Source organism: Thermodesulfobacteriota bacterium (assembly GCA_039028315.1).
Classification (GTDB): domain Bacteria; phylum Desulfobacterota_D; class UBA1144; order Nemesobacterales; family UBA2774; genus CR02bin9.
In genome coordinates this window covers 1-23,081 of record JBCCIH010000007.1, presented here as the reverse complement: position 1 = coordinate 23,081, position 23,081 = coordinate 1, and the positions used below count along the sequence as shown (strand labels likewise).

The window sequence follows — 23,081 nt, the reverse complement described above, 5'->3', positions numbered from 1 at the left end:
CCTTTTTCAAAAGTTTTAAGCTCCTTTTCAAGGAGTATTCCTTTTGGCAATAGCTCCTGAAAACTCTTTACTTTATATTTAGCCTGAGCAATCCAAAGGGCATAGTTTATGTCTCTTAACCCTCCCTCACCCTCTTTAACATTTGGTTCAATTAAATATATTGATCTACCGAATTTATCTAACCTTTGCTCATTTTCCTCCATTTTCTTTTGTATGTATTTAGATGAATAAGAAGGAAGAAGTTCGTGGAAAAGTTTTTTGTCAAAATCTTCATAAAGGTCTTTATCACCGAAAATAAGCCTTCCGTCCAGAACAGAAGTTAAAATTGAAGTGTCTTCATCCTCATCTACGCAAAGCTCCATACACTCATCTATTGTTCTTACAGAATGACCTATATCTAGGTTAAGATCCCATAGCAGATATAAGAGTTTTTCGGTTACCTCTTTCGCATAAGCCTTATTGCGCGGCTTGTATAGAAACATCAAATCTATGTCTGAATATGGACAAAGCTCATTTCGCCCATAGCCGCCTATGGCAAGAACTGAAACGTTTTTAAGATCCGTATAGCCCTGCTGTACAATTGCCTGTTTTATAAGCTTATCAATTATCTCAGATCTTTTTTTGGCAAGCATACTTCCAGATAAAGCCCTGTCTCTTTTGGACTTATTGTTGTGCTGCTTTCTTAGCTCATTTTCCAAACGTTCCAATCTGAGCTTTATATCTTTACTGGAACCGGAAGTATCAATTGCAAGATTGTCGGGTTTTGTCATAATTTTTATCGTTTTATTATAATTTTAAGCTTACCGATAGTCCATCTCTTAGGGGAATTATAGTAGTATAAAATCCTTTGTGAGACAATATTAACTCAGTAAATTTCCTAACCCCATTTGTGGCTGCAGAATTATCATCAGAAATAACTCTACCATGCCATAAAACATTATCCGTAATAAACAAGCCCCCTTTTTTTAACCTATTGTATACTGGCTCTATTACATCGGGATAATCCTCTTTTTCTATATCGTTAAATATAATATCAAATTCTCCAGATGCCCCATCTAATATCGAAAGGGCGTCAGCTTGATGAATCTTTATTATATCCTGATAGCCAGTTTTTGAGATGAACTTTTTAGCAAGAGCTATATTGTCTTTAGATAGATCGGTAAAATTCACTTCACCCTGTCTACCCACAGCCTTGGCGAACCAGTAGGCTGAATAACCAAAAGCACTTCCAAGCTCAAATATCCTTTTTGCCTTATTCATAACAGCAAGCTGATATAAAAAGCTTCCGACCTGACGGCCGATAATAGGTATTTTTTCCCTCTCGGCGAGCTCCTCCATCTCGTTAAGAAGCTCATCGTGGTTTGTTAATAGTGAATCTAAATATGAATCTATTCTAGGGTTTGTAATATCTGTATCTATTTTATTTTCGCTCTCTTATTTTTTAAATTCTACGAAAGTTTCTGTAAAATCGTCCCTTTGATTTTGGACTCTAGCCAACACAAAAAGTAAATCAGAAAGACGGTTTAGATAAATTAGAGGGTTTTCACCAATGTCTTGGTCTTCCATTAGTTTTACAACTTTTCTCTCAGCTCTTCTTGAGACTGTTCTGGCAAAATGAAGATATGAGCCGCCCTTTCCCCCACTTGGAAGAATAAACTCTTTTAGAGGCTCTAGTTCCTCCAAATATCTGTCTATCTCATTTTCAAGAAAGGTTATGCTCTCGGCACTAACCCTGGGTACCTCTATGTCTGCAGGGCTTGCCAAATCAGCGCCCATAATAAAAAGATCGTTTTGGATTTTGATAATAAGACTGTTTATTTCTTCATCTACCCCTAGAGTGCGCACTATACCAAGAACAGCGTTTAATTCATCAACATCACCATATGAATCTACCCTGAGTGAGCCCTTACTTACCCTTTCTCCGCCGACTAAAGAAGTAAGGCCTCTATCTCCAGTTTTAGTATATACCTTCGTAATCCTTTTTTTAGCCATCTGAAAATATTAACCGAAGGGATAATTGGGTTCAATTATGTAAATGAATTAATAATAGATTGGATATATTGTAGCAAGGGAAATCCAAAATACTCAATCTGCTATTTTGAGAAATTAGGATTTCCCTTGGAATTTACGAAATATTATTATCCGGCTTTCTTAAGCTCAGCAACTGTATCGACCAAATCAGTTATCTGATTTTTAGGTAGAGCTCCTACTACTCTTTCAACAACTGAGCCGTCTTTAAATACTATGAGCGTAGGGATACTTCTTATCTCATAGGCCGATGGTGCACCGGGGTTTTCATCAACGTTGATCTTGCCCACTTTGAGCTTGCCTTCATACTCCTGGGCAATTTCTTCTATAACCGGAGCAAGCGCTCTACATGGCCCGCACCATTCTGCCCAAAAGTCCACAAGTACTGGCAATTCTGATTTTAGAACTTCCTGTTCAAAATTCTGATCACTTAATGTAACTGTGTTACTCATTTTTTTAACCTCCTTATGAGATTAAGTTATCTACTCTCTTAGAGAATAAAGTGTCCTAAAAGGATTCAAATTCTAATCAGAGATGAAATTCAATATCTAATCCGTATGCTATACTAATTGCAAATTAACTCGACTAGGATAATTATTATGGAATTTCCCGAATTAGATTTAAAAGATGTGGCAAACTTAGATAATTTCTCCGGATTAGTGCCATTATTTCCCCTTTCTTCAGTGGTGTTTTTCCCAAATACACTATTGCCGCTACACATCTTTGAGCAGCGTTATAGAGATATGGTGAATACCTCTTTAGAAAGCGAAAAGATAATAGGTATGGCACTTTTAAAGCCCGGATGGGAAACTGATTACTATGGGAATCCAGATGTATATGAAGTTATAGGGATGGGAAGAATAGTTAGTTCTGAAACATTTTCCGACGGCAAAATCAATATAGTTCTTTATGGACTTAAGCGTGTCAAAATAGTTGAAATAGTAAAAGAGCTGCCTTATAGACTTGCCAGGGTCGAAATCATGGAGAATGTACACAATTCACAAGACGAGGAGCTAAGAACTCATATTGAACAACTTGTTCAAAAGTGGAATCTGTATCTTAGCGATAAACAAAAATCCCATAAAATAACTGTGAACACAAAACTCCCTTTAGACAATCTAACAGATGCATTGGGCAGTCTTATTTTCCCTAATGTCTTTGATAAACAGCTACTTTTAGAAGAAGTAAACGTACAAAAAAGGGCAAAATTAATAATTAATGACTTAAACTCCAGGCTGGAAATGATTTCTATTACATCTCAGAAAAGAAGTGAGATAATGGATAAAAGGAATTTAAATTAGTCAGTCGTTTTGAAGGAAATCCAAGACGAGATCGTCAACTTCATGCTGACACTCTCTCCAAAAACCATGGCCAACTGCGGGAAATATTTTAAGCTCGGAGTTTGGGATAAGTTCTGATAACTGTTTTGACCTCCGAGGCGACGCTATCAAGTCGTTTTCACCTAACATAACGAGAGTTTTTGCACTGATTTGCGGCAGCTTCGACACAGTATTATGGCCCTCACATGCGTAACTCTGACCGATATAGCCTTGCAAGGCCTGTGGATCCTCCGGCACTGAGGACATAACCTGTTTTATACTGCCAATATTCTCTTCAATATATTCCCTCGTATAGCCAAGATAAAGTGCCATCAGCCATACTGCTTTAGGGCCTATTTTTGTTGCTATCTCGCGGCCCATTTTAAGTATTTCATTGCCAACCTCATCTCTAGATGCTGATGAGCAGCCCATAACTAGTTTTTGTACTTTCTGAGGATGATTTATTGCCAGCCACTGCCCAATCATGCCGCCCATGGACTTTCCCACAATGTGAGCTGAATCAATTCCAAGCTCTGACATGAGCTCAGCAGTATCATCAGCCATATCCTGGGTCGAATAACCGGGCTCTGGTTTATCTGACTTACCTGATCCCCTATTGTCGAATACTATAACTTTGAAATATTGAGAGTAGATCGGAACCTGAGTGGCCCAGCTCTGAAGCTGGCTACCAAGCCCACCAATCAGAACAACGGCATTACCATCTCCATGTATTTCGTAATTTATATTTACTCCATTTACAGTGGCTATCGGCATAGGAATATCTCCGCGGATTAATATCTTTTTGACTCCAGATACTCCTGGAGTATAAATACAGCTGCCATTTTATCTATAACTTTCTTCCTTTTCTTTCTGCTCATATCGGCCTCTAAAAGTTTTTTCTCTGCATTAACTGTTGAGTAGCTCTCATCCCAATATAGTACTGGAATTGAGAAAGCGGACTTAATCTTTTCTGAAAACTTTAGTATCTGATCCCCTCTTTCGTTAACACTTCCGTCCTCAAGATACGGCACGCCGACCACTATTTCTTGAGGTCTGTATTCATCAATTATAGACTTGAGCTCGTCTAGGTCATCTTTAAGACTTTTTCTTTGTATTGTTGTTACTCCGTTTGCAGTGATCCCAAGCTCATCACTCACAGCAACTCCAATAGTTTTTGTACCGACGTCAAGCGCAAGTGTTCTCATCATATCATGTGTTAAACCAATAAAGGCTCCTTAGCATATCTAAGGCAACTATAAATAAGAATATGGCAAATATCTTTCTTAGTCTTGCCTTGCTCAAATTATTTGCCAGCTTAACCCCAAGAGGAGCAAGTATTATGATTGGAATTATCATAACCAGCACCGCTGTTAAATCTATATATCCTAGAGAAAATGGTGGTCGATCCTTAACACCGATACCATTTATTACTGAGCCCGCCGTGCCAATTATGCTAATAAATACACTGCCTGCAGATCCGACTGCAATTGCTCTATGAATTGAGTATCCATACGACGTGAGCACTGGTGTGGTAAAACTCCCGCCAGTAAGACCCGCAAGAGTGGCCAGAGTGCCGATTGAAAATGAGGAGAGTGCTCTTACTGCAACACCTGGCAGTTCTTTTGTGATTTTAAAATCACTAGTTGTAAAAAACATCTGAATTGAGACTGCGAGTACTATAAATGCGAATATCTGTTCTAAAAACCGGCTTGAAACATAGCGCATTATAAACAGACCTAATATAACGCCGACTACAAGAGGAGGGATCCAGCTTTTTAAAAAATTCAAATCAAGTTTCCCTGCCCTATATTGAGCTATTGACGACATAAGCGATGAAGGAATGGCAAGTGCTAGAGAAGTTCCGGCGGCAACGTGCATCAGGACATCGGGATTTATACCAAAAAGCGGAAATAGAAACAAAAAAATCGGGATACGAACTATTCCTCCGCCAACTCCGAAAAGACCTGCGATAAATCCAGAGAATATACCTGCGGCCAAAAGGCTAAGCGCATATGTAACAAGAGAATATTCCATCTCGTATTATATTAGTTTAACTCTGGCCACATACCAAGTTTCTGTATATGTCTTCAAAAACTTTAGTCAGCTCTGAGCTTTGAGTTTGCGCCTTATTTGATCCAGTCTGGTAGTAAGATGAGATATCTTGAGAAGTATATGTTTTGATCCTGTTCTTCCAGCCTGGGATCCATCTCTTCTCACCTCTCTCAGGGGGTGAGTTGGCTACTCGTCTAAGCAGCACCCTCTGTGCACCTTGAGCAAATTCTTCAAGTGCCGGCAGACCTTCTTGAGTGCCTTTCATGCCTTGTAGAATTTGTAGTAGTCCCCAGCCCTGACCTTTGTAGCGCTCTGATTTAAGTGTGCCTTCACCCTTGAAATTAACGTAGTCGATCAGGACGTACATACCCATTGGAGAGTTGGCAACACGGTAGAACTGGCGCTTAATATTTTCACGATCCTTAGGCGGAGCTGCCTCAAGTATTTTGGGAAGACTGTTTTCAAGACGCATGGCCATAAAAAGGGTCTGCTGGGAAATTGACCCAACTAAAAACTCCCTTAATGAAATCATCTTAGGAGTGTTGAACTCAAAATAAAACTGCTCTCTTGAATCCCACGGGAGATCAAAAGGCTTCATCTCGCTCATCCATAGGGGCGGCTGAATACCTTTTGAAACTATGAACTCATACACTACGGGAAAGATTTCATAGAACCTATACTCTTTGTCTTTGGGATACCAAATGAAATGCCCGATACCTAAAGAAGCAAACTCCTCACCTTCGTTCCAGGTGGTAAGATTGTCAATTTTACCCCCGCCTTCGTTAATAAAAATAAGCTCGCCTATTTTTGCCAGCTCCTGGTCTGTCACAGAAATGCACTTCGTATTACACGAAGAGATAGCTAGGGATAATAGGATTAATATAGTTAGATTAGTTAGCACAGACTTCATTGATAAGATAGAAATTCCCTCGGCTAAGAATTTGAAACTATTATATACGATTAGGGGAAAATAGTGGACTCAATTTTAATTTATTTATAGGAGTGGGTTCTTAAAAGTACAGGATCTGTAATGCGCTCAAATACTTCGCCGCACTTATCACAAGCAAACTTGACTTCAGTAGGAGGATGGCTTATTCCAGTGCCGACAAGTATCCAACCCCAAAAAGAGTAGCTGGGCTTAGGAACAACCCAGACGTTGTCACGTTCGTAACCGCAGCTGCATGTTTTAGAGTTTACTTGCTTGCTTGTCATATTGTTGTCTCTTATGTTACCAGCATAGACTGTCTAATCAAATCACGTTTTACTCATCCGAAGCTGATACGCTTCGGCGCATCTTTTTGATTAGCCCTTTCTTTTTTTTAGATTCAAGACGCCTTCGTTTTGATTCAAAAGTTGGTTTTGTTTTACGCCTTTTTTTGGGTTCTTTAAGAGATTGTAGAATTAGTTCTTTAAGACGGGAGATCGCATCAGTGCGGTTTTTCTCCTGTGATCTGTAGGATGAGGCCTCGATTATTAATACCTTATCCTTGGTGACTTTTCTGCCGGAAAGGGCAATTAATCTTTGCTGGACTTTAGGAGTGAGGTTTTTTGAGCCTGCAATATTAAACTTAAGCTGAACAGCAGTAGAGACCTTATTTACATTTTGCCCGCCAGGACCTTGGGAGCGTATAAATTCAAGCTCTATCTCATCCTCGCCAATTGATACTTCTGGAGTAATCCTGATCATAATAACCAATCATAAATTCAAAATTACAATTATCAAGATCAAATTAATAACTAATGGGAATATTAAAGAACTAAGACCGGAAGGCAAACCTTGCCTCCCGGCCATTAGTACATGGTTTTCTTAATTGCTTATATATCGTATCCGGACTCACCGTGATCTGAGTAATCAAGACCCTGAACCTCTTGTTCATCCGTTACCCTAAGACCTATAATACCGTCAATCAATTTCAAAATAACAAATGAAAGAACTCCGGTATAGACAATTGCGAATAAAGCGCCAAATGCTTGAACTTTAAGCTGGCTCGCCATATCTAGGTCTACAATTGTACCCCCAAGCGCTGTTGAAGCGAAGAAGGAAAGCATGATGATTCCAACTAATCCTCCTACTCCGTGAACACCTACGACATCAAGAGCATCGTCATATTTAAACTGGTACTTAAGCCATGTAGCCGCTACATATGCCAATACTGCAGAGGCAAAACCGATTGCAATTGCTCCCATTGGGCCCACTGTACCTGAAGCTGGAGTAATTGCTGCAAGCCCTGCAATTGCTCCTGTAGCAAATCCTAGAGCACTTGGTTTTCCGTTTTTAAACCACTCTATCACAATCCAGGTTAGCGCCGCTACTGATGGTGATATTTGAGTTACCACAATGGCCATAGCCGCAGTGCCGTCTGCTGCAAGGGCGCTACCGCCGTTAAAGCCAAACCATCCAACCCACAGCATTGCAGTTCCGGTAAGCGTCATTGTCATGTTGTGAGGCGGCGTAGGAAGTGGGTAACCTTTTCTTACACCTACCAGCATCGCCGCGATCAAGGCCGCAACACCAGCTGTAATGTGGACTACTATTCCACCTGCAAAATCTAAAACGCCCATGTCGCCAAGGAAAGATCCTTCTCCACCCCATACCATATGAGCAATTGGGAAATAAACCACAAGTACCCAAAGTATCACAAACACAACTACTGCTGAGAATTTCATTCTCTCGGCAAAAGCGCCTATGAAAAGTCCTGGTGTGATAACGGCGAACGTAAGCTGGAAGACAAAAAATACTAGCTCAGGGATACTTCCTGAAAGAGTATCAGGAGTAATACCGCTTAAGAAAGATTTATTTAACCCGCCTACAAATGCGTGAATATTCCATTCGTTGGCAACCATGCCTACCGTATCAAACGCCAGGCTATAGCCAACTATTGTCCAGATCACAGTAACAATTGCAGTTATTACAAAACACTGCATCAATACTGACAAGACATTCTTTTTACCTACAAGACCGCCATAAAAAAGAGCCAGTCCTGGGATCATCATAAATAGAACTAGAGCACTTGAAATCATAATCCATGTGGTATCTCCAGTGTCTAATACATCTTGTGCAAATGCTAGTTCAGGAAAAAATAGAAAAACGGATAAAAAGGATAGAAAAATCCCTTTAAGGGCTAATTTAAACATACATCCATACCTCCTCTTTGTGTGTAACGACATATCAATTGCAATACTGATGCCATATCAATAAATTTTTATATGTTCAAGAGGGATTATTATTAAGAATTTATTAAGAAAATGAATGATTGAGGGGGGTTCTAATCCATAAGATGTTTAATTTTTACGCATATATTTACACATAATTACATATTCGATAATAACTAATGCAACTTAAGCTGCTTACATATTAAGCACATGGTGCTTAATTGTTGGGCAAATTTGTCGTCATGTCAAATTTACAAGTACTCGGCCTTTTTGCCCGCCTTTGAGAATAAGATCAATATTCTCATCAAGCTCGGCCATTGTTATCTCCTTGGTAAGATCTTCAAGGCTATCTATTTTCCAATCATTTGCCATTTTGTGCCATATTCGCTCTCTTAGCTCCATTGTAGAATCCTGTGAATCTATTCCTACTAGTGCAACGCCCCTTAGAATAAAAGGATAGACATTTATGGGTAGTTCCGCCGAAGCTACATTTCCACAGCAGGTAACAACTCCGTGAGGGTTAGTGGATTTTATAGCTGTTGCCAATATCTCTCCTCCAACAGTATCTACTACCCCAGCCCACCTGCCTTTTAAAAGTGGCCTGCCTGAATCATCTACAGACTCATCTCTGCTGATAATTTCTTTAGCGCCAATGTTAGTTAAAAACTCTGCTTCATCTGTCTTACCGGTTGATGCAACTACCTTGTATCCGCACTTTGCCAGCATTGCGACTGCAACGCTTCCTACTCCGCCTGTGGCTCCTGTGACAAGCACTTCTCCGCTGTCCGAAGCTACACCATAATCCACAAGCTTCAATACTGAATATGCAGCAGTATAGCCAGCTGTGCCATATATCATGCTCTCTCTTAGAGATAAATTTTCGGGAAGTTTCACTACCCAATCTCCAGGGACTCTAATGTATTCACTAAAACCGCCGGATGTATTGCAGCCAAGATCATAACCATGGACTATGACTTGCTGGCCTGCTGAGAACCTTGGATCTGAGCTTTCTTCAACCACGCCTGATGCATCTACTCCGGGGGAATGTGGGAAATTTCTACTAACTCCAGGATTGCCTGTTGCAGATAGGGCATCTTTATAATTAAGAGATGAGTAGTGAACCCTTACAACAACATCGCCCTGGGGAAGATCATCAATAGTTCTTTGTTTTATATTTCTTTCAAAAACTTTTTTATCTACCTGATCAACTACGTATGCAGTAAATGTTTTCTCGCTCATAATTATCTCCTTGGGAATTTATCTCTTAGTAGATGGGAAAAGCAATTAATAATTTTTTTGACCTATTGAGCCTTCTCTACTTCTACATAAATCTTACCGCCTGCATCGGCAAACTCTTTTGACTTGTTTTCCATCCCTTGATCGAGTGCGGCTGTATCTGTGAGGCCATGTTTTTCAGCATAGTCTCTAACGTCCTGAGTTATTTTCATTGAGCAGAACTTAGGCCCGCACATTGAGCAGAAATGAGCAACCTTGGCACCTTCTGCAGGAAGGGTTTCATCGTGGAACTCTTTTGCTGTATCAGGATCAAGTGAGAGGTTAAACTGATCGTTCCATCTAAACTCAAACCTTGCTTTGCTAAGAGCGTTATCTCTTACCTGTGCGGCAGGGTGTCCCTTCGCAAGGTCAGCCGCATGCGCTGCAATTTTATAAGTAATAACACCTTCTTTTACATCAGTTTTATTAGGCAGCCCCAAATGCTCTTTAGGTGTAACATAGCAAAGCATCGCAGTTCCGTACCATCCAATCATGGCAGCTCCGATACCTGAAGTAATGTGGTCGTAACCAGGAGCAATGTCTGTTGTAAGCGGGCCAAGAGTGTAGAAAGGCGCCTCTTGGCAATACTCAAGCTGCTTGTCCATGTTCTCTTTTATCATGTGCATAGGAACATGCCCTGGGCCTTCAATCATAACCTGAACGTCGTGCTTCCAGGCTATGTTCGTAAGCTCTCCGATTGTCTTTAGCTCGGCAAACTGTGCCTCGTCATTTGCATCTGCAATTGAGCCTGGTCTAAGACCATCTCCCAGAGAAAATGCAACGTCATACTCTTTCATTATCTCGCACATCTCTTCAAAGTTGGTGTATAAAAAGCTCTCTTTATGGTGGGCTAAACACCACTTGGCCATAATCGAGCCACCCCTTGAAACTATTCCGGTGACCCTGTTAATTGTGAGTGGTATATATCTAAGCAAAACGCCGGCGTGTATTGTGAAATAATCAACGCCCTGCTCAGCCTGCTCTATAAGTGTGTCTCTGAAAACTTCCCAGGTAAGATCCTCTGGGCTTCCGTCAACTTTCTCAAGCGCTTGATAGATAGGAACTGTCCCTATAGGCACAGGAGAGTTTCTAATGATCCATTCTCTAGTTTCATGAATGTTTTTTCCTGTAGATAAATCCATAATAGTATCGGCGCCCCACCTGCAGGCCCAAACAGCTTTTTCTACCTCTTCTTCAATGCTTGATGTGACAGCTGAGTTTCCGATATTTGCGTTTATTTTTACAAGAAAGTTTCTCCCAATAATCATGGGCTCACTTTCTGGATGGTTAATATTACTTGGTATTATTGCCCTTCCTTCGGCAACCTCTTTTCTAACAAATTCAGGAGTTATTTGGGTTTGAGGAATATTGGCTCCGAAGCTCTCACCTTTATGATATTTTGATAGCTGACCAAGCTGCTCACGAAGCTCGTCAATCCTCTGGTTTTCCCTGATTGCTATATACTCCATCTCTGGGGTGATCTCGCCCCTTCTTGCATAGTGCATCTGGGTTACATTTAATCCTGGCGTTGCTCTAAGCGGTTTTCTTATATGTTTAAATCTGATTCCTTTTATTTTAGAGTCTGCTTCACTTTTCTTGGCAAATTCTGAGGAAAAATTCCCAAGTTCACAAACATCTCCCCTATCTTTAATCCAGTTCATCCTAATGGGCTGTAATCCAAGGTTTACGTCTATATCTATATCATGATCAGTGTATGGACCACTAGTGTCATAAACCGTCACAGAGAGGTTCTTTGCGCTCTTACCATCACTGGCAAACTCAGGGTTTGAATCATCTAATTCAATTTCCCTCATGGGAACTTTTATATCGTGCAGTTTTCCATCTACATATATTTTTTTAGATTTTGGGAAAGGGTCCCTGGTGATTACGCTCTTGTCAGGAATCCTCTCAACTTTTGGCTTTGTTCCCATAAGATAAACTCCTTAAATTTTGGCCTGCAACCCCAGTTCTGCAGATAATCTACACATAGTATAAAAGTATTGGAACAAAAGCGCAATTGTATCTTTAACTAGAGTAATTTGTGAATGTCTCGGAGTCTAGTAAAATATTTCGTTATGTCTACAAAATTATTGGCAATTGAGTCATCATGTGATGAAACATCTGCGGCTATTATAGAGGACGGCAAGAAAGTTATCTCTAACGTTGTCGCATCTCAGATGGATATTCATAAGGAATACGGCGGGGTTGTGCCTGAGATAGCCTCTAGGATGCATGTTGAGCTTATAATGCCGGTCATAGATAAAGCATTTAAGCAAGCGAGGGTTAGCAAAGATGACATTGACGGCGTTGCAGTCACTAACGGCCCCGGACTAATTGGCGCATTAATGGTTGGGCTTTCAACCGCAAAAGCAGTGGCATTTTCACTCGGAGTACCACTTATTGGAGTAAATCACCTTGAGGCTCATATGTCGGCAATTCATTTAGAGAATGAGGTCTCTTTTCCGTTTGTAGGGCTTGTTGTTTCAGGAGGACACACAAACTTATACATAGTTAAGAGTTACACTGAGTTTGAGATGCTTGGAAAAACAAGAGACGATGCGGCAGGAGAGGCTTTTGATAAGGCAGCAAAGATTTTAGGATTGCCATATCCTGGCGGGATCGAGATTGATAAGCTGTCACAGAGGGGAAACCGCAGCGCTATAGATTTCCCAAGGCCCTTTATGAAGTCGCCCACACTGGACTTTAGTTTTAGTGGAGTTAAAACCTCTGTTGTGTACTACCTAAGAAAACATCCGGACCCCAGCCAAGAAGAACTCCAAGACATATGTGCCAGCTACCAAGAGGCAATTGTCGAAGCACTGGTAAGTAAAACTCTTTTAGCTGCTCAGCAAAATGAAGTTGACTCCGTAGTAATCGCAGGCGGGGTTGCATGCAATTCGAGACTAAGAGAACTCTCAAAAGCAGAATTAGAGAAAGAAGGTATCAACGTTTATATACCTTCACCTAAATACTGCACAGATAATGCAGCCATGATTGGTTCTTTAGGCGGATTTATGTTTGAAAATGGCGAGCGCTCGGAGCTTGATCTAAGACCGTTTTCAACCTCAAGACCAAAATACGGCCGAGGTAGAGGCGGCGAGGTTCATAAAGCGTAAGCTAGATTTCGTAGTCAACTACTGCTCTATCTGTTCTAATCTCCCCAACGAAATCCACAATTTTTAAATGCTCCGGGTGATTTTGATATGCATCGAGCCCTTCTTTGTCATCAAACTCAGAGTACAGCATTACATCAAATGCCGCATCTGAGGGGTTAAAGTTAATCCCTACCTCTGCTACATGAAGTGTATCTATAACATCTACAAGGGCTTCGAGTCTCTCTTTTAATTTAAGAGCGTTTTCTTCTTTTGTTGCTCCAGCAGCATTTTCTTTTAGTCTCCACATAACTATGTGCTTAATCATTTACATCTCCTTAGCTAATCTCGTAAGTTTAGTTTTTTGATTTTTTCCAGCTTGTAAATAAACTTAATATTATCCAATACAAAAAACCTATACAATTTTCTCTAAAGATTATACTTATTTCTTACACTTTAGATCAGATTTCCTGGGAGAAACTGCAAATTGGCATTAATGGATAATGAAGAGGCCAAAAAAGGCAAAAAGACTTATGATCTTAAGATCATAAGATGGCTCTATAGCTACACTGGCCCTTACAGAAAATACATGTTCTTGGCGCTTATGTTTATGCTGTGTACAGCCGCCTTAGAGCTAACTGTGCCTTACATTGCTAAGCTTGCGGTGGACAAATACATCTACCCCTCTTGGCGAGTAGCTGAGCTCCCTGAGAACAATGCTGAGAGAAAATTAATCTTGGATATTAAAGACAGCCATCCCTTACTGGTTCTGCCCTTAAAAGATGGATCGTATTTAATCGACATGTCTGAAATTGACAACGAGGACAGACACAATCTTGAAAAACTTGGTCTGGTCTCGGATGAGAGATATCTAGCGATTAACCAAAATGATCTTACCACCTCAAATGCCGAGAAATTAGAAGTAATAGTTTCTCAGAACAAGAGTATTTTTGAGAGGGTCGGCGATTACGACTACATAAGCTATACCTCATTAAGTGAGCTATCACGCTCTGAGCTTTTGGTCTTAAGAAGTGATGAAATACAGCATGTAGTTAGATTTGCAGGGCTCTTATTTCTATGCCTTTTTGGAATTTTTATTTTCAGCTCGCTATTCACTTATCTGCTCAATTACTCAGGGCATAAGATAATGCACAGAATGAGGGTAAACGTATTCTCTCATATCATGACGCTTCCTCAATCCTTCTTTGACAACAACCCGGTGGGCAGATTGACCACCAGGGTGACAAATGATGTTAATGCGATAAATGAGATGTATACATCTGTCATGGTTCAGTTTTTTAAAGACATTTTAGTAGTAATAGGTGTGTTTGTTGTGATGTTTTTTATGAACCGAAAACTTACGGTGTATGTATTTATTTTGACCATGCTGATGCTTATTTTCGCAAGCCTATTTAGAATGAAGCTAAAAACCGTATACCGAGATGTAAGAAGGTCCATATCTAAGTTAAACGCATTTGTTCAAGAGAGCGTAAGAGGAATCATGCTCATTAAACTCTACAATAAAGAGATTGAGAACTTTGATAAATTTAAGGGTGTAAACAGCGAGAACTTCAAAGCAAACATGGATCAGCTCTGGGTCTATGCTACATTTAGGCCATTTATCGAATTTACGAGCGTCTTCACTGTTGCGTTCATCCTTTGGTATGGAGGCTTAAATGTACTTAGCCTTGATCTAACCCTAGGAGCATTAATAGCATATTTATATTACGTTAGGCTCTTATTTAGACCGATAATGGAGCTGGCTGAGAAATATAATATTTTTCAATCTGCCGCTGCAGCCAGTGAGAATCTTTATGATCTTGCCCATGCGCTGCCTGAAGAAAATAGTGGTATAGACAAAGGGCAAATTAGAGGTGAGCTTGAATTTAAAAATGTATGGTTCTCTTACGATGATAAAAAATGGGTACTTAAGGATGTGTCTTTTAAATTGAATCCCGGTGAGACCACAGCACTTGTGGGACTTACGGGCTCGGGGAAAACAACTGTAGTAAATTTGATTCTACGCTTCTATGAAGCACAGCGCGGGCAAGTTTTATTAGACGGGGTTGATATCAGACAATACACCCCGGATTTTATAAGAGACAATATATCAGCAGTTTTTCAAGACCTCTTTTTGTTTGGTAAGAACATATCTGAAGCGGAGCATGACTCTGGCGGCAACATGCCGTCATTAAGAAATATGGGTCGTCTTTCGCAAAGCGATAGAGGCTCAATATCCTCAGGCGAAAAGCAGATAGTTTCCATTACTCAGGCTCTTACTAAAAAAGCAAAATTTATGATCTTAGATGAAGCAACATCAAATATAGATGCCAATATGGAAAAACACATTCAAGACACGATAAAACGTAACGGCGGCGCAACGACTACACTTATTATTGCACATAGACTCTCTAACGTACGGGACGCAGATAAAATATTGGTTATCCATAAGGGTGAGATTTCAGAGACAGGAACCCATGCTACTTTACTGGCCCAAAAAGGCATATATTTTAATCTATATAACCTACAAAATGAGATCCGCCATTTCTCCACTTTAGCAAATTGATAGGGTAAGTACAAAATGAAATTTCCTCCTTTAACCGACAGAATTTCAGATGTTGTCCAGTATTTTGAGAAAAGAGAGAAGTTTAAACACAGCGAATTAAAACTGGTCTTCTCACCTTATCGTATCTCGCCGCTTGGTGCTCACCTAGATCATCAAGGAGGAGCAGTGCTTGGAATGACAATTGACGCCGGATCAGTGCTGGCATTTATCCCAAATCACGAGAGGAAGATACGCCTATACAGCATGAACTACCCTGGAATGGTGGAATTTAGTCTGGATAACATTAAAACTGCGTCGCTTTCCGACTGGGGCAGATACGCTAGGGGCGCAGCTAAAGTGCTGCAAGACAGATTTCACCTCAAGCTCGGATTTACTGGCGTCATCTCCGGCTCACTCCCACAAAGCGGACTAAGCTCATCTGCTTCTGCAGCGCTTGGCTATATAAAGGCGCTATGCAGTGTGAATGGTATTCAGCTCCTGCACGAGCAGCTGATAGATATGGACTCGAGCATAGAAAATGAATATCTAAAACTTCAAAACGGAATACTAGATCAAGCCTCAATCATAAATGGGAAGAAAGATAATTTATTATATATTGATACCGTGGCCAAAAAAGTGACACCACATTCTAAACCTAAATCTAATGAACAGTTTAAAATTCTGATCCTTTTCACTGGAGTCGAGAGAGAACTTACTTCTTCAGGATTTAATTCAAGAGTCGAGGCATGTAAGAAGACTGCAGCAATTCTTGGACTTATGGGAGGGGTTAAGTCGCCGAAAATACTATCAGATATCCCGTTTGATACATATAATGCTCAAAAAAAGAGACTGCCTGAGGAATTAAAACCCTGGGCGGCACATTATTTCTCAGAAGTCATGCGCGTTGAGCAAGGTATAAAAGCATGGGACAGAGGCAACTGGGCTGAGCTTGGAAGCCTTATGAACGAGTCGTCTATGAGCACACTTGATAACTATGAATCCAAGAGCGAGCACTCAAGGGCTATGTTTGATCTTGCGAGCTCATATCAAGACGTATATGGTGCGGCGGTAAATGGCGGCGGATATGGAGGCTGCGTGGTTGCAATAGTGAAAGAGGATTTTAATCAGCTAGGTGCAATTGAGATACTAGCAAATTACACAACTAAATATCCTGAGCTTCGTGAGAGGGCTGCTGTGTACTTTGCCCAGTCAGATGATGGCCTAAGGATGCTCAAGTTATAACTCAAAAAGCGGACCTAATTCTGGGGCTTGACAACTTCCTTCTCCAAGAGCTATAGTACTGGGGCTCGAAACACAGAAAATTATGTTCAAGTTTTAAATTAAAAGGCAAACCTAATCCTGGGGGCTTATCGAATGACAATGACAGATGCACGAAATCTTTTAGATCAATGGATAGAATTTGTAAATAATCTTGATGTTGAAAACCTGCTAAACTTATATGACAGCACAGCCATATTGCTTCCAACCTTTTCTAATAGAATAAGAAACACACCACAAGAATTGCGGGAATATTTTGAGGAACTCGGAAGCCGTGAAGATCTAAAGGTTACACTTCAAGAAGAAACATTAGCCATTCAACAGCTACAAGAGCATATATATTCCCTAAGCGGCCTTTACGATTGGAGTTTCAAAGTTGACGGAGAACTACAGAATTTTGAAGCTCGATATAGTTATTTCGTTGATCTTTCTAATGCTAACCCGATTTTGCATCACCATTCATCACAAAACCCCAGTTAGTTGTGAAGGGATTACGAATATCTTAAATACTGGATTTCTCAGGAGAGCTGACTAAGATTATTGGACCTTAGGAAACTACTTAGGAAGTTGTAGCCGAAGTAAACTCAATTGTATCTGGGAAAGGGAATCTTGTATGCTCTTCTTTGCCGTCTAACTCTTCAATGCTGTCAGCACCCAGCTCTTTTAGTCTTGCAATTACTTCAAGCACTACAGTTTCTGGAGTTGAAGCTCCTGAGCTTAGCCCTATTACCATATCGTCAGTAAACTTATGTTCATCTAAACTCTTTGCGCCTTCAATTAGATATGCTTTTTCAACACCGCTTGCCTTTGCAACTTCCACAAGACGGTTTGAGTTAGAACTCTCAGGTGATCCCATTATAAAGATAAAATCAGCTTCTTTGGAAAGAGCTTTTACCGCATCTTGGCGGTTTTGAGTGGCGTAGCATATATCCAGTTTGGATGGACTTATAATATTAGGGAATCTATCTTTAAGCGCTCGCAAAATGTCTCTCGTATCATCAACGCTAAGTGTTGTTTGTGTAACATAGGCGAGTTTGTTAGGATCGGGCACGTCTAGCCTCTGAGCCTCCTGTACGGATTCAACAACAATAACCTTCTCTGGTGCATGGCCACTTGTACCAATTACCTCTACATGATTACGGTGACCGATCATTATTATTGTATAATCCCGATCTGCGTAGTGCTTTACTTCATTATGAACCTTAGTGACTAAAGGACAGACTGCATCAACTACCTCAAGGTTTTTGAAACCCGCCTCATTCCAAACGGCCGGGCTTACGCCGTGGGCGCTGAAAATTACCTTAGCCTCTTTGTCTTCTATCTCATCTAATTCTTCTACAAATTTTACGCCTTTTTCTATCAGAGACTCTACAACACGTTTGTTATGCACAATAGCGTGGCGCACATATATAGGAGGCCCATAGGTCTCCAGCGCACGCTCTACCATTTCAATGGCTCGATCTACCCCTGCGCAAAATCCTCTAGGTTTAGCAACAATTACTTTCATAAATAAGTCCAGAATACCCTTTAATAATCATCTAAGAATACCAGATATATCAGACATTATCTTGTCCGTCTCAAGCTCAAACTTCTCTAGTGCATTAGAAACTGCCTTTGCCCCTTTCTTTCCTACAAATAAGAAGTGGTTTCCGGCAATATTAGTACTTAACCTATTGGGAATGTTATCAACAAAATTTAATAAACATTTTAGCTTTGACTTGCCAAGAGCTACCCCGCTCCTTTGGGCATTAACAATAGTATCGTGATAAATCTTTCTAACCATTAGAAATCCCCAGGTGTATTTATCAACTATGGGATGATAAGGAGCTAGCGTGGAATTTCCTGAGATAACAGCCACTAATGGATATTGGGCAAAAGAGAAAAAGCCCTTGTCTTGTTGTGCTTTAACAGGGTCTTCTACAAATTTCTCATTTATATAAAATTGACTAGTCCCAGTTATGCCAACTGGTATATCACCCAGAAAATATTTATTGTGCTGATTCTTTGTCATTATATCGTAATCATTAATGGAGCACTGTTCAGTTATTTCTTGCCAAAACAAATCGTATAATGGGTATTTGATGCTAACTAATTTTTTCCTTGTTTTTCTAAGTCCTTTCTGACGATCAGAAGGAATATTTAGAGCTGGTGTTGTTTCAATTCCCAAAGAGTATTTTATATCTACTCCTCTTTCTTTGCATGCCACATTAAATGGCCTTATCACCTGGCCTGCAGCGCTCCAGTGTATATTTATCACCTTATTATTTAGTCCATGTTCTGAAATAATTTCATCTGTAATCTGAGCAACCATTTCTCCCCAATTAGTAAGAGTAAAACTCGGATAGACTTTTTGATATACAGGATGGTCAATCGGATATGATGTTGCTAGAAATGAATATCCCTTTCTTGTAATCCAATATGCCAAAAACTGTTTTTCATCACATCCTGGAAAGCCATAACTTATTCTCCCCAGATATGACCATCCCGGGAAAAAAACTACAAGAGGTTTTGCAGGATCACCTTTGAAAAACCTGATTAATGAAGGATAACCTTTACCAAACCTAATCTCTTCATGCTCATTTATCATTTGCAACGTACAGCAGTGATTGCAATTTCATTCTTGCTTATTAATATAGTTTTTAAACCTGCCGCCGTTTATAGTGTAAAAGAAATTCAGGCAGAAGTTAAGTTTATTAAATTGGAGGGTATAAATGAGACTTAAAGATAAAGTAGCAATAATCACAGGCGGGTCCTCTGGAATAGGTAAAGCAATTACACTTGGATTTGTTAAAGAAGGCGCTAAGGTTGTAATTGCTGCTCTTACTGAAGGAAAATGCGTTGAAGTTCAAAAAGAAATCGAGGAAATGGGCGGAGAGGCAATATACCACACCCTTGATGTAGGGGATGTAGATGCTCACCCTGCGCTAATTGATGAAGCGATCGATACTTTCGGCAGAGTAGACATATTAGTAAATGACGCAGCCTATGCAAGAAGAGAGGAAGTACTCGAGGTCACACCCGATAGCTGGGACAAACAGCTTGATATAAGCCTTAAAGGACTATTCTTTTTATCACAGAATTTTTGTAAACACATAATTGAGCAAAAAAGCACAGGCAGGATTATTAACATTGGTTCAGTGGCAGGGGTGATGGATTTTCATCCCATATCTATTGCTTATCACGCAGCCAAAGCTGGCACAATGATTATCACTAAAGTTATGGCAGTGGATATGGCACCATACGGTATCACAGTAAACTGCATAGCCCCAGGATCAGTTGCAACACCTATGTCCTCGTCAGATGATCCGGAGTATGATGAGTATATGACAAAAGGAATACCAGAGGGAAGACGGGGCCGTCCTGATGATATTGTCCCTCCTGCAGTAATGTTTGCCTCAGACGAATCTCAGTACATAACTGGGCAGACCATATTTGTAGAAGGAGGCGCGCTTTCGGTTTATCTTGGAAGAGAAGAGCCCGATTTTAAAGCCTGATTATTCTGAATCAAGTATAATATGAGCCCTGTTTTTATGAGATTGCATAAAGGGTAAGTAATGATTATAAAAAATATCCTTTTTCTGAAGCCAGCCCTCATTGTCTAAGTGCCGCACTGTTTCGTCCCTTGAATGAGCCCTTTCCAATGCCACTTCCTCAGGTACATCGAGGAATATACGAAGATCTATTAGTTCATCCAGTTCTTCATGACATGAAAATAGGCCTTCAAGTATCAAATAGTCACAATCCACAGCGTTTACTTCTAGTTCATCGTCAAACTGACCGTTTGAAAGATTATAAAGGCCATCAATAGTAAAGCTCTCTTTATTCTTTACTGACTCAAGAGCCTTTTTTATTTTTTGAAGATCATACCAAGAGGAAAGATCAATATCATGGACCTCAAGCCTATCACTCCACTCAGAGCGTGGTACTGTGACAAAAAGATCGGTAGAAATTTGAAGGGCTTTACTTCCCAACTCTTGTATCAACTTGTTAGCCTCATAGCTCTTCCCACTGCCTATCATTCCTTCAAAAGCAATTACGTAGGGATGCTTTTTTTCTTTCGCTAAAATAGTCTGAACAAGTTCTGGTAGTTTCATTCCGCGCTCTAGTTAATTTACATCATTTTAGTCAAAAAATAACCAAGTATGGCATTTGACACAGATAGCTCCTTAATGATATACAACTAGTAGTAGACCTAGGAGGGTAGATATGGCAACTGGTGCGGCTTCTGAATATAGAGTAAAAAACGTGGTAGCTGGATGTGTAGGTAACGTTTTAGAGTGGTATGATTTTGCACTATACGGATTCTTTGCACCTATCATAGCAAAACTATTTTTCCCATCAGAAGATCAGCTCTCAGGCCTTCTTGCAACTTTCGGAATTTTTGCAGTTGGATTTTTGATGCGCCCGGTGGGGTCTGTTTTGTTTGGTATTTTGGGAGATAGGCTCGGCCGAAAAAAAGCGCTTGAAATATCAGTGCTTATGATGGCAATTCCTACTACTCTTATAGGAGTACTCCCAACATATGAATCTGTTGGCATATGGGCTCCTATACTACTTACCATAATAAGACTCATACAAGGGATATCAGTTGGCGGTGAGTTTACCGGATCTATATCATACGTTGTTGAGCATGCGCCTTATCCACCAGGCAGAAGGGGTTTTTACAGCAGCTGGACAGTATTTAGTCTTCTTGGAGGTATTCTTTTGGGCTCGGCCATAGCATCTGTTGTAACAGATGTATTCACAACTTCACAAGTACACAGTTTTGGTTGGAGGATTCCATTTTTGCTTGGACTCATAATAGGAATAGTTGGGCTATTCTTAAGAGCAGGTATAGATGAATCGCCTTCTTTTAAAAAGATGAAGGAAGCTGGTGAGCTTTCTAAGGAACCTATAAGAGATGCGTTTAGATATCATTGGAAGGAAATCATAACTGTTATCGGGGCAACATGCGTTGGTTCAGTGAACTTCTATATGATATTTGTCTACCTTACGACATTTCTTTCTACTGAAACTCACTTAGATCTCTCGACGGCACTTGAGATAAATACAATAAGCATGATTGTACTTATGATTATTACCCCAATAATGGGATACTTCTCTGATAAATTAGGAAGAAAGCCGCTGCTTATTGCAGGATGTCTTGTAATAGCGATTTTCTCATATCCGCTATTTATTGAATTTACTCGTGGTGATGCGTTTCATGACCTTCTGGCTCAAATAGTATTTGCAATCGGGCTTTCTATGGTGTTTGGACCGTTTGGAGCCATGATGATAGAGCTTTTCCCGGCCAAAGTGCGCATGAGCGCGGTCTCGATTGGATATAACATAGGATTTGCTGTTTTTGGCGGAACCGCGCCGTTCGTAGCTACATATCTAATCGATATCACGGGAGATAAACTCTCACCAAGCTACTATCTAATATTATCAGCTATTATCTCGCTAATTGTATTCGTTAAGATAAAAGAGACTTATCAAGATGATGTGGGATAAATAGGTACATCAAATAATTAGCTGCTGATATACTAAAATAGTCCAAAGAGTTTTAGCGCAATTATAATTATTGCGACTACCATAACGTAGCGTATTACCTTCTCGCCGCCTCGAACAGATATTTTTGCAGACCACCACCCGCCTAGTGCGTTTCCTACAGCAAGTACTAGTCCAAGTACCCAGTCGACATTATTAGTCCACATGAAAATTGCCAAGGCCGGTATTGTGAAAATGAGGTTTATAAAAGCTTTGTGCATATTTACATATACAAGGTTCATCTTCATAAGATGATAAAGTCCCGCCATAATTAGAAACCCAACCCCGACTTGTAAAAATCCCCCATAAAACCCGACGCCGAACATAATCGGATATATGAGCCAACTCTTTTTTCCCTCCGGTGTCGTAACTATATCCTTACTCTGCGGCACTAGCATAGTTATGACTATCCCAATCATTATTATCCCTAAAACAATCTCAAACAACCGATCGCTCACCCTAACGGCCAACAGTGCACCTAGAATAGCGCCTGGTATAGTAAGGGCCCCTAACCTCAGGCTTAACCTAAGGCCAGTTATGTTCTCATTTCGAAATGAAATAGTTGCAAAGATGCTCTGTATTAGAATTCCAACACGATTTGTGCCGTTTGCCGTGGGAGAGTCTAGGCCCAAGAATATGAGCGCAGGCAAGGTGAAACTGGAGCCGCCCCCAGCCATGATATTGATTAGACCGGCCAAAACTCCGACTCCAAAGAGTATTAAGATTTCATAGTATTCAGGCATTAGAGTTCCTGTAAGTAATATTTGTGACTAGAAATTTACTATGAAATTAGTAAATAGTATAGTTTGG

The 23,081-nt window shown here is 40.2% G+C and carries 24 protein-coding genes and 1 pseudogene; 7 read left to right on the top strand and 18 right to left on the bottom strand.

Translation table 11 applies throughout. The annotated features are described in order from the left end of the window. The 4 genes and pseudogenes from AAF462_01195 to trxA form a co-directional block, all read right to left on the bottom strand. Window positions 1–770: nucleotidyltransferase domain-containing protein (locus AAF462_01195; protein MEM7007732.1), on the bottom strand; the 770-nt coding region annotated here is incomplete at its 3' end. Between the two features lie 16 nt (window positions 771–786). Next, window positions 787–1,392 carry an O-methyltransferase gene (locus AAF462_01190; protein ID MEM7007731.1) on the bottom strand — a complete coding sequence of 202 codons (606 nt, stop codon included), beginning with the start codon at window positions 1,390–1,392 and terminating at the stop codon, window positions 787–789. A 42-nt stretch (window positions 1,393–1,434) separates the two neighbouring features. Then, window positions 1,435–1,992: a cob(I)yrinic acid a,c-diamide adenosyltransferase gene (locus tag AAF462_01185; protein ID MEM7007730.1), complete on the bottom strand. Its 558-nt coding sequence runs from the start codon at window positions 1,990–1,992 to the stop codon at window positions 1,435–1,437. A 146-nt stretch (window positions 1,993–2,138) separates the two neighbouring features. After that, window positions 2,139–2,483: pseudogene (gene trxA, locus AAF462_01180) on the bottom strand (thioredoxin). A 144-nt stretch (window positions 2,484–2,627) separates the two neighbouring features. Between trxA and AAF462_01175 the strand changes: the two are divergent. Further along, window positions 2,628–3,329, top strand: a complete 702-nt coding sequence (locus AAF462_01175) for an LON peptidase substrate-binding domain-containing protein (GenBank protein ID MEM7007729.1) — start codon at window positions 2,628–2,630, stop codon at window positions 3,327–3,329. On the opposite strand, the gene AAF462_01170 is transcribed toward AAF462_01175, so the two are convergent. The 9 genes from AAF462_01170 to thiC all read right to left on the bottom strand — a co-directional run bounded on the left by AAF462_01170 (window position 3,330) and on the right by thiC (window position 11,758). Continuing rightward, window positions 3,330–4,121, bottom strand: coding sequence for an alpha/beta fold hydrolase (locus AAF462_01170; protein MEM7007728.1), 792 nt, complete (start codon window positions 4,119–4,121; stop codon window positions 3,330–3,332). Window positions 4,122–4,138: 17 nt separating this feature from the next. Next, window positions 4,139–4,555 carry a Holliday junction resolvase RuvX gene (gene ruvX / locus AAF462_01165; protein MEM7007727.1) on the bottom strand — a complete coding sequence of 139 codons (417 nt, stop codon included), beginning with the start codon at window positions 4,553–4,555 and terminating at the stop codon, window positions 4,139–4,141. Window position 4,556: 1 nt separating this feature from the next. Further along, window positions 4,557–5,381: a sulfite exporter TauE/SafE family protein gene (locus AAF462_01160; protein ID MEM7007726.1), complete on the bottom strand. Its 825-nt coding sequence runs from the start codon at window positions 5,379–5,381 to the stop codon at window positions 4,557–4,559. Window positions 5,382–5,397: 16 nt separating this feature from the next. Next, entirely contained in the window at window positions 5,398–6,228 is an 831-nt protein-coding gene (locus tag AAF462_01155) for a hypothetical protein (protein MEM7007725.1), read from the bottom strand. 161 nt (window positions 6,229–6,389) lie between these two features. Continuing rightward, window positions 6,390–6,611 (bottom strand): hypothetical protein, encoded by a 222-nt coding sequence (locus AAF462_01150; protein MEM7007724.1) that lies wholly within the window; start codon window positions 6,609–6,611, stop codon window positions 6,390–6,392. A 49-nt stretch (window positions 6,612–6,660) separates the two neighbouring features. Continuing rightward, the gene (gene arfB / locus AAF462_01145; protein MEM7007723.1) at window positions 6,661–7,086 is read right to left on the bottom strand and encodes an alternative ribosome rescue aminoacyl-tRNA hydrolase ArfB; all 426 of its coding nucleotides are present in this window, start codon (window positions 7,084–7,086) and stop codon (window positions 6,661–6,663) included. A gap of 128 nt (window positions 7,087–7,214) precedes the next feature. Continuing rightward, complete coding sequence (locus AAF462_01140) at window positions 7,215–8,534, bottom strand: ammonium transporter (GenBank protein MEM7007722.1); 1,320 nt, start codon at window positions 8,532–8,534, stop codon at window positions 7,215–7,217. A 258-nt stretch (window positions 8,535–8,792) separates the two neighbouring features. Further along, a complete protein-coding gene (locus AAF462_01135; GenBank protein MEM7007721.1) occupies window positions 8,793–9,791 on the bottom strand; it encodes a YhdH/YhfP family quinone oxidoreductase in 999 nt (332 codons plus the stop codon). 62 nt (window positions 9,792–9,853) lie between these two features. After that, window positions 9,854–11,758, bottom strand: a complete 1,905-nt coding sequence (gene thiC, locus AAF462_01130) for a phosphomethylpyrimidine synthase ThiC (GenBank protein ID MEM7007720.1) — start codon at window positions 11,756–11,758, stop codon at window positions 9,854–9,856. A 144-nt stretch (window positions 11,759–11,902) separates the two neighbouring features. Here thiC and tsaD point away from each other — a divergent pair, with 144 nt between their 5' ends. Next, window positions 11,903–12,943: a tRNA (adenosine(37)-N6)-threonylcarbamoyltransferase complex transferase subunit TsaD gene (tsaD, locus tag AAF462_01125; GenBank protein ID MEM7007719.1), complete on the top strand. Its 1,041-nt coding sequence runs from the start codon at window positions 11,903–11,905 to the stop codon at window positions 12,941–12,943. Between the two features lies 1 nt (window position 12,944). Here the strand turns inward: tsaD and AAF462_01120 are convergent, their stop codons facing one another. Then, a complete protein-coding gene (locus tag AAF462_01120) occupies window positions 12,945–13,247 on the bottom strand; it encodes a Dabb family protein (GenBank protein MEM7007718.1) in 303 nt (100 codons plus the stop codon). 168 nt (window positions 13,248–13,415) lie between these two features. Here AAF462_01120 and AAF462_01115 point away from each other — a divergent pair, with 168 nt between their 5' ends. The 3 genes from AAF462_01115 to AAF462_01105 all read left to right on the top strand — a co-directional run bounded on the left by AAF462_01115 (window position 13,416) and on the right by AAF462_01105 (window position 17,222). Then, window positions 13,416–15,485, top strand: coding sequence for an ABC transporter ATP-binding protein (locus AAF462_01115; protein MEM7007717.1), 2,070 nt, complete (start codon window positions 13,416–13,418; stop codon window positions 15,483–15,485). A 15-nt stretch (window positions 15,486–15,500) separates the two neighbouring features. Continuing rightward, window positions 15,501–16,706 (top strand): galactokinase family protein, encoded by a 1,206-nt coding sequence (locus tag AAF462_01110; GenBank protein MEM7007716.1) that lies wholly within the window; start codon window positions 15,501–15,503, stop codon window positions 16,704–16,706. Between the two features lie 132 nt (window positions 16,707–16,838). Further along, window positions 16,839–17,222: a DUF4440 domain-containing protein gene (locus AAF462_01105; GenBank protein MEM7007715.1), complete on the top strand. Its 384-nt coding sequence runs from the start codon at window positions 16,839–16,841 to the stop codon at window positions 17,220–17,222. Window positions 17,223–17,301: 79 nt separating this feature from the next. Here the strand turns inward: AAF462_01105 and ispH are convergent, their stop codons facing one another. Together ispH and AAF462_01095 are read right to left on the bottom strand one after the other, a co-directional pair. After that, on the bottom strand, window positions 17,302–18,249 hold the full coding sequence (ispH, locus tag AAF462_01100; GenBank protein MEM7007714.1) for a 4-hydroxy-3-methylbut-2-enyl diphosphate reductase: 948 nt from the start codon (window positions 18,247–18,249) through the stop codon (window positions 17,302–17,304). Between the two features lie 27 nt (window positions 18,250–18,276). After that, complete coding sequence (locus tag AAF462_01095) at window positions 18,277–19,329, bottom strand: hypothetical protein (protein MEM7007713.1); 1,053 nt, start codon at window positions 19,327–19,329, stop codon at window positions 18,277–18,279. A gap of 124 nt (window positions 19,330–19,453) precedes the next feature. Between AAF462_01095 and AAF462_01090 the strand changes: the two genes are divergently transcribed. Continuing rightward, a complete protein-coding gene (locus AAF462_01090; protein ID MEM7007712.1) occupies window positions 19,454–20,236 on the top strand; it encodes a glucose 1-dehydrogenase in 783 nt (260 codons plus the stop codon). Here AAF462_01090 and AAF462_01085 read toward each other — a convergent pair whose 3' ends face one another. Continuing rightward, a complete protein-coding gene (locus AAF462_01085) occupies window positions 20,237–20,836 on the bottom strand; it encodes a hypothetical protein (protein ID MEM7007711.1) in 600 nt (199 codons plus the stop codon). A 112-nt stretch (window positions 20,837–20,948) separates the two neighbouring features. Between AAF462_01085 and AAF462_01080 the strand changes: the two genes are divergently transcribed. Next, window positions 20,949–22,235: an MFS transporter gene (locus tag AAF462_01080; GenBank protein ID MEM7007710.1), complete on the top strand. Its 1,287-nt coding sequence runs from the start codon at window positions 20,949–20,951 to the stop codon at window positions 22,233–22,235. 32 nt (window positions 22,236–22,267) lie between these two features. On the opposite strand, the gene AAF462_01075 is transcribed toward AAF462_01080, so the two are convergent. Then, entirely contained in the window at window positions 22,268–23,014 is a 747-nt protein-coding gene (locus tag AAF462_01075) for a sulfite exporter TauE/SafE family protein (GenBank protein MEM7007709.1), read from the bottom strand. Window positions 23,015–23,081: the final 67 nt, after the last annotated feature.

What these genes read in the sequence shown, in the direction of transcription:
- AAF462_01095 (MEM7007713.1), bottom strand. Translation starts at nt 19,329, where the DNA reads ATGATAAATGAGCATGAAGAGATTAGGTTTGGTAAAGGTTATCCTTCA.
- AAF462_01120 (MEM7007718.1), bottom strand. Translation starts at nt 13,247, where the DNA reads ATGATTAAGCACATAGTTATGTGGAGACTAAAAGAAAATGCTGCTGGA.
- AAF462_01175 (MEM7007729.1), top strand. Translation starts at nt 2,628, where the DNA reads ATGGAATTTCCCGAATTAGATTTAAAAGATGTGGCAAACTTAGATAAT.
- ispH (MEM7007714.1), bottom strand. Translation starts at nt 18,249, where the DNA reads ATGAAAGTAATTGTTGCTAAACCTAGAGGATTTTGCGCAGGGGTAGAT.
- AAF462_01105 (MEM7007715.1), top strand. Translation starts at nt 16,839, where the DNA reads ATGACAATGACAGATGCACGAAATCTTTTAGATCAATGGATAGAATTT.
- AAF462_01115 (MEM7007717.1), top strand. Translation starts at nt 13,416, where the DNA reads ATGGATAATGAAGAGGCCAAAAAAGGCAAAAAGACTTATGATCTTAAG.
- AAF462_01110 (MEM7007716.1), top strand. Translation starts at nt 15,501, where the DNA reads ATGAAATTTCCTCCTTTAACCGACAGAATTTCAGATGTTGTCCAGTAT.
- AAF462_01090 (MEM7007712.1), top strand. Translation starts at nt 19,454, where the DNA reads ATGAGACTTAAAGATAAAGTAGCAATAATCACAGGCGGGTCCTCTGGA.
- arfB (MEM7007723.1), bottom strand. Translation starts at nt 7,086, where the DNA reads ATGATCAGGATTACTCCAGAAGTATCAATTGGCGAGGATGAGATAGAG.
- AAF462_01080 (MEM7007710.1), top strand. Translation starts at nt 20,949, where the DNA reads ATGGCAACTGGTGCGGCTTCTGAATATAGAGTAAAAAACGTGGTAGCT.
- AAF462_01150 (MEM7007724.1), bottom strand. Translation starts at nt 6,611, where the DNA reads ATGACAAGCAAGCAAGTAAACTCTAAAACATGCAGCTGCGGTTACGAA.
- AAF462_01170 (MEM7007728.1), bottom strand. Translation starts at nt 4,121, where the DNA reads ATGCCGATAGCCACTGTAAATGGAGTAAATATAAATTACGAAATACAT.
- AAF462_01160 (MEM7007726.1), bottom strand. Translation starts at nt 5,381, where the DNA reads ATGGAATATTCTCTTGTTACATATGCGCTTAGCCTTTTGGCCGCAGGT.
- thiC (MEM7007720.1), bottom strand. Translation starts at nt 11,758, where the DNA reads ATGGGAACAAAGCCAAAAGTTGAGAGGATTCCTGACAAGAGCGTAATC.
- AAF462_01075 (MEM7007709.1), bottom strand. Translation starts at nt 23,014, where the DNA reads ATGCCTGAATACTATGAAATCTTAATACTCTTTGGAGTCGGAGTTTTG.
- AAF462_01185 (MEM7007730.1), bottom strand. Translation starts at nt 1,992, where the DNA reads ATGGCTAAAAAAAGGATTACGAAGGTATATACTAAAACTGGAGATAGA.
- ruvX (MEM7007727.1), bottom strand. Translation starts at nt 4,555, where the DNA reads ATGATGAGAACACTTGCGCTTGACGTCGGTACAAAAACTATTGGAGTT.
- AAF462_01135 (MEM7007721.1), bottom strand. Translation starts at nt 9,791, where the DNA reads ATGAGCGAGAAAACATTTACTGCATACGTAGTTGATCAGGTAGATAAA.
- AAF462_01085 (MEM7007711.1), bottom strand. Translation starts at nt 20,836, where the DNA reads ATGAAACTACCAGAACTTGTTCAGACTATTTTAGCGAAAGAAAAAAAG.
- AAF462_01140 (MEM7007722.1), bottom strand. Translation starts at nt 8,534, where the DNA reads ATGTTTAAATTAGCCCTTAAAGGGATTTTTCTATCCTTTTTATCCGTT.
- tsaD (MEM7007719.1), top strand. Translation starts at nt 11,903, where the DNA reads ATGTCTACAAAATTATTGGCAATTGAGTCATCATGTGATGAAACATCT.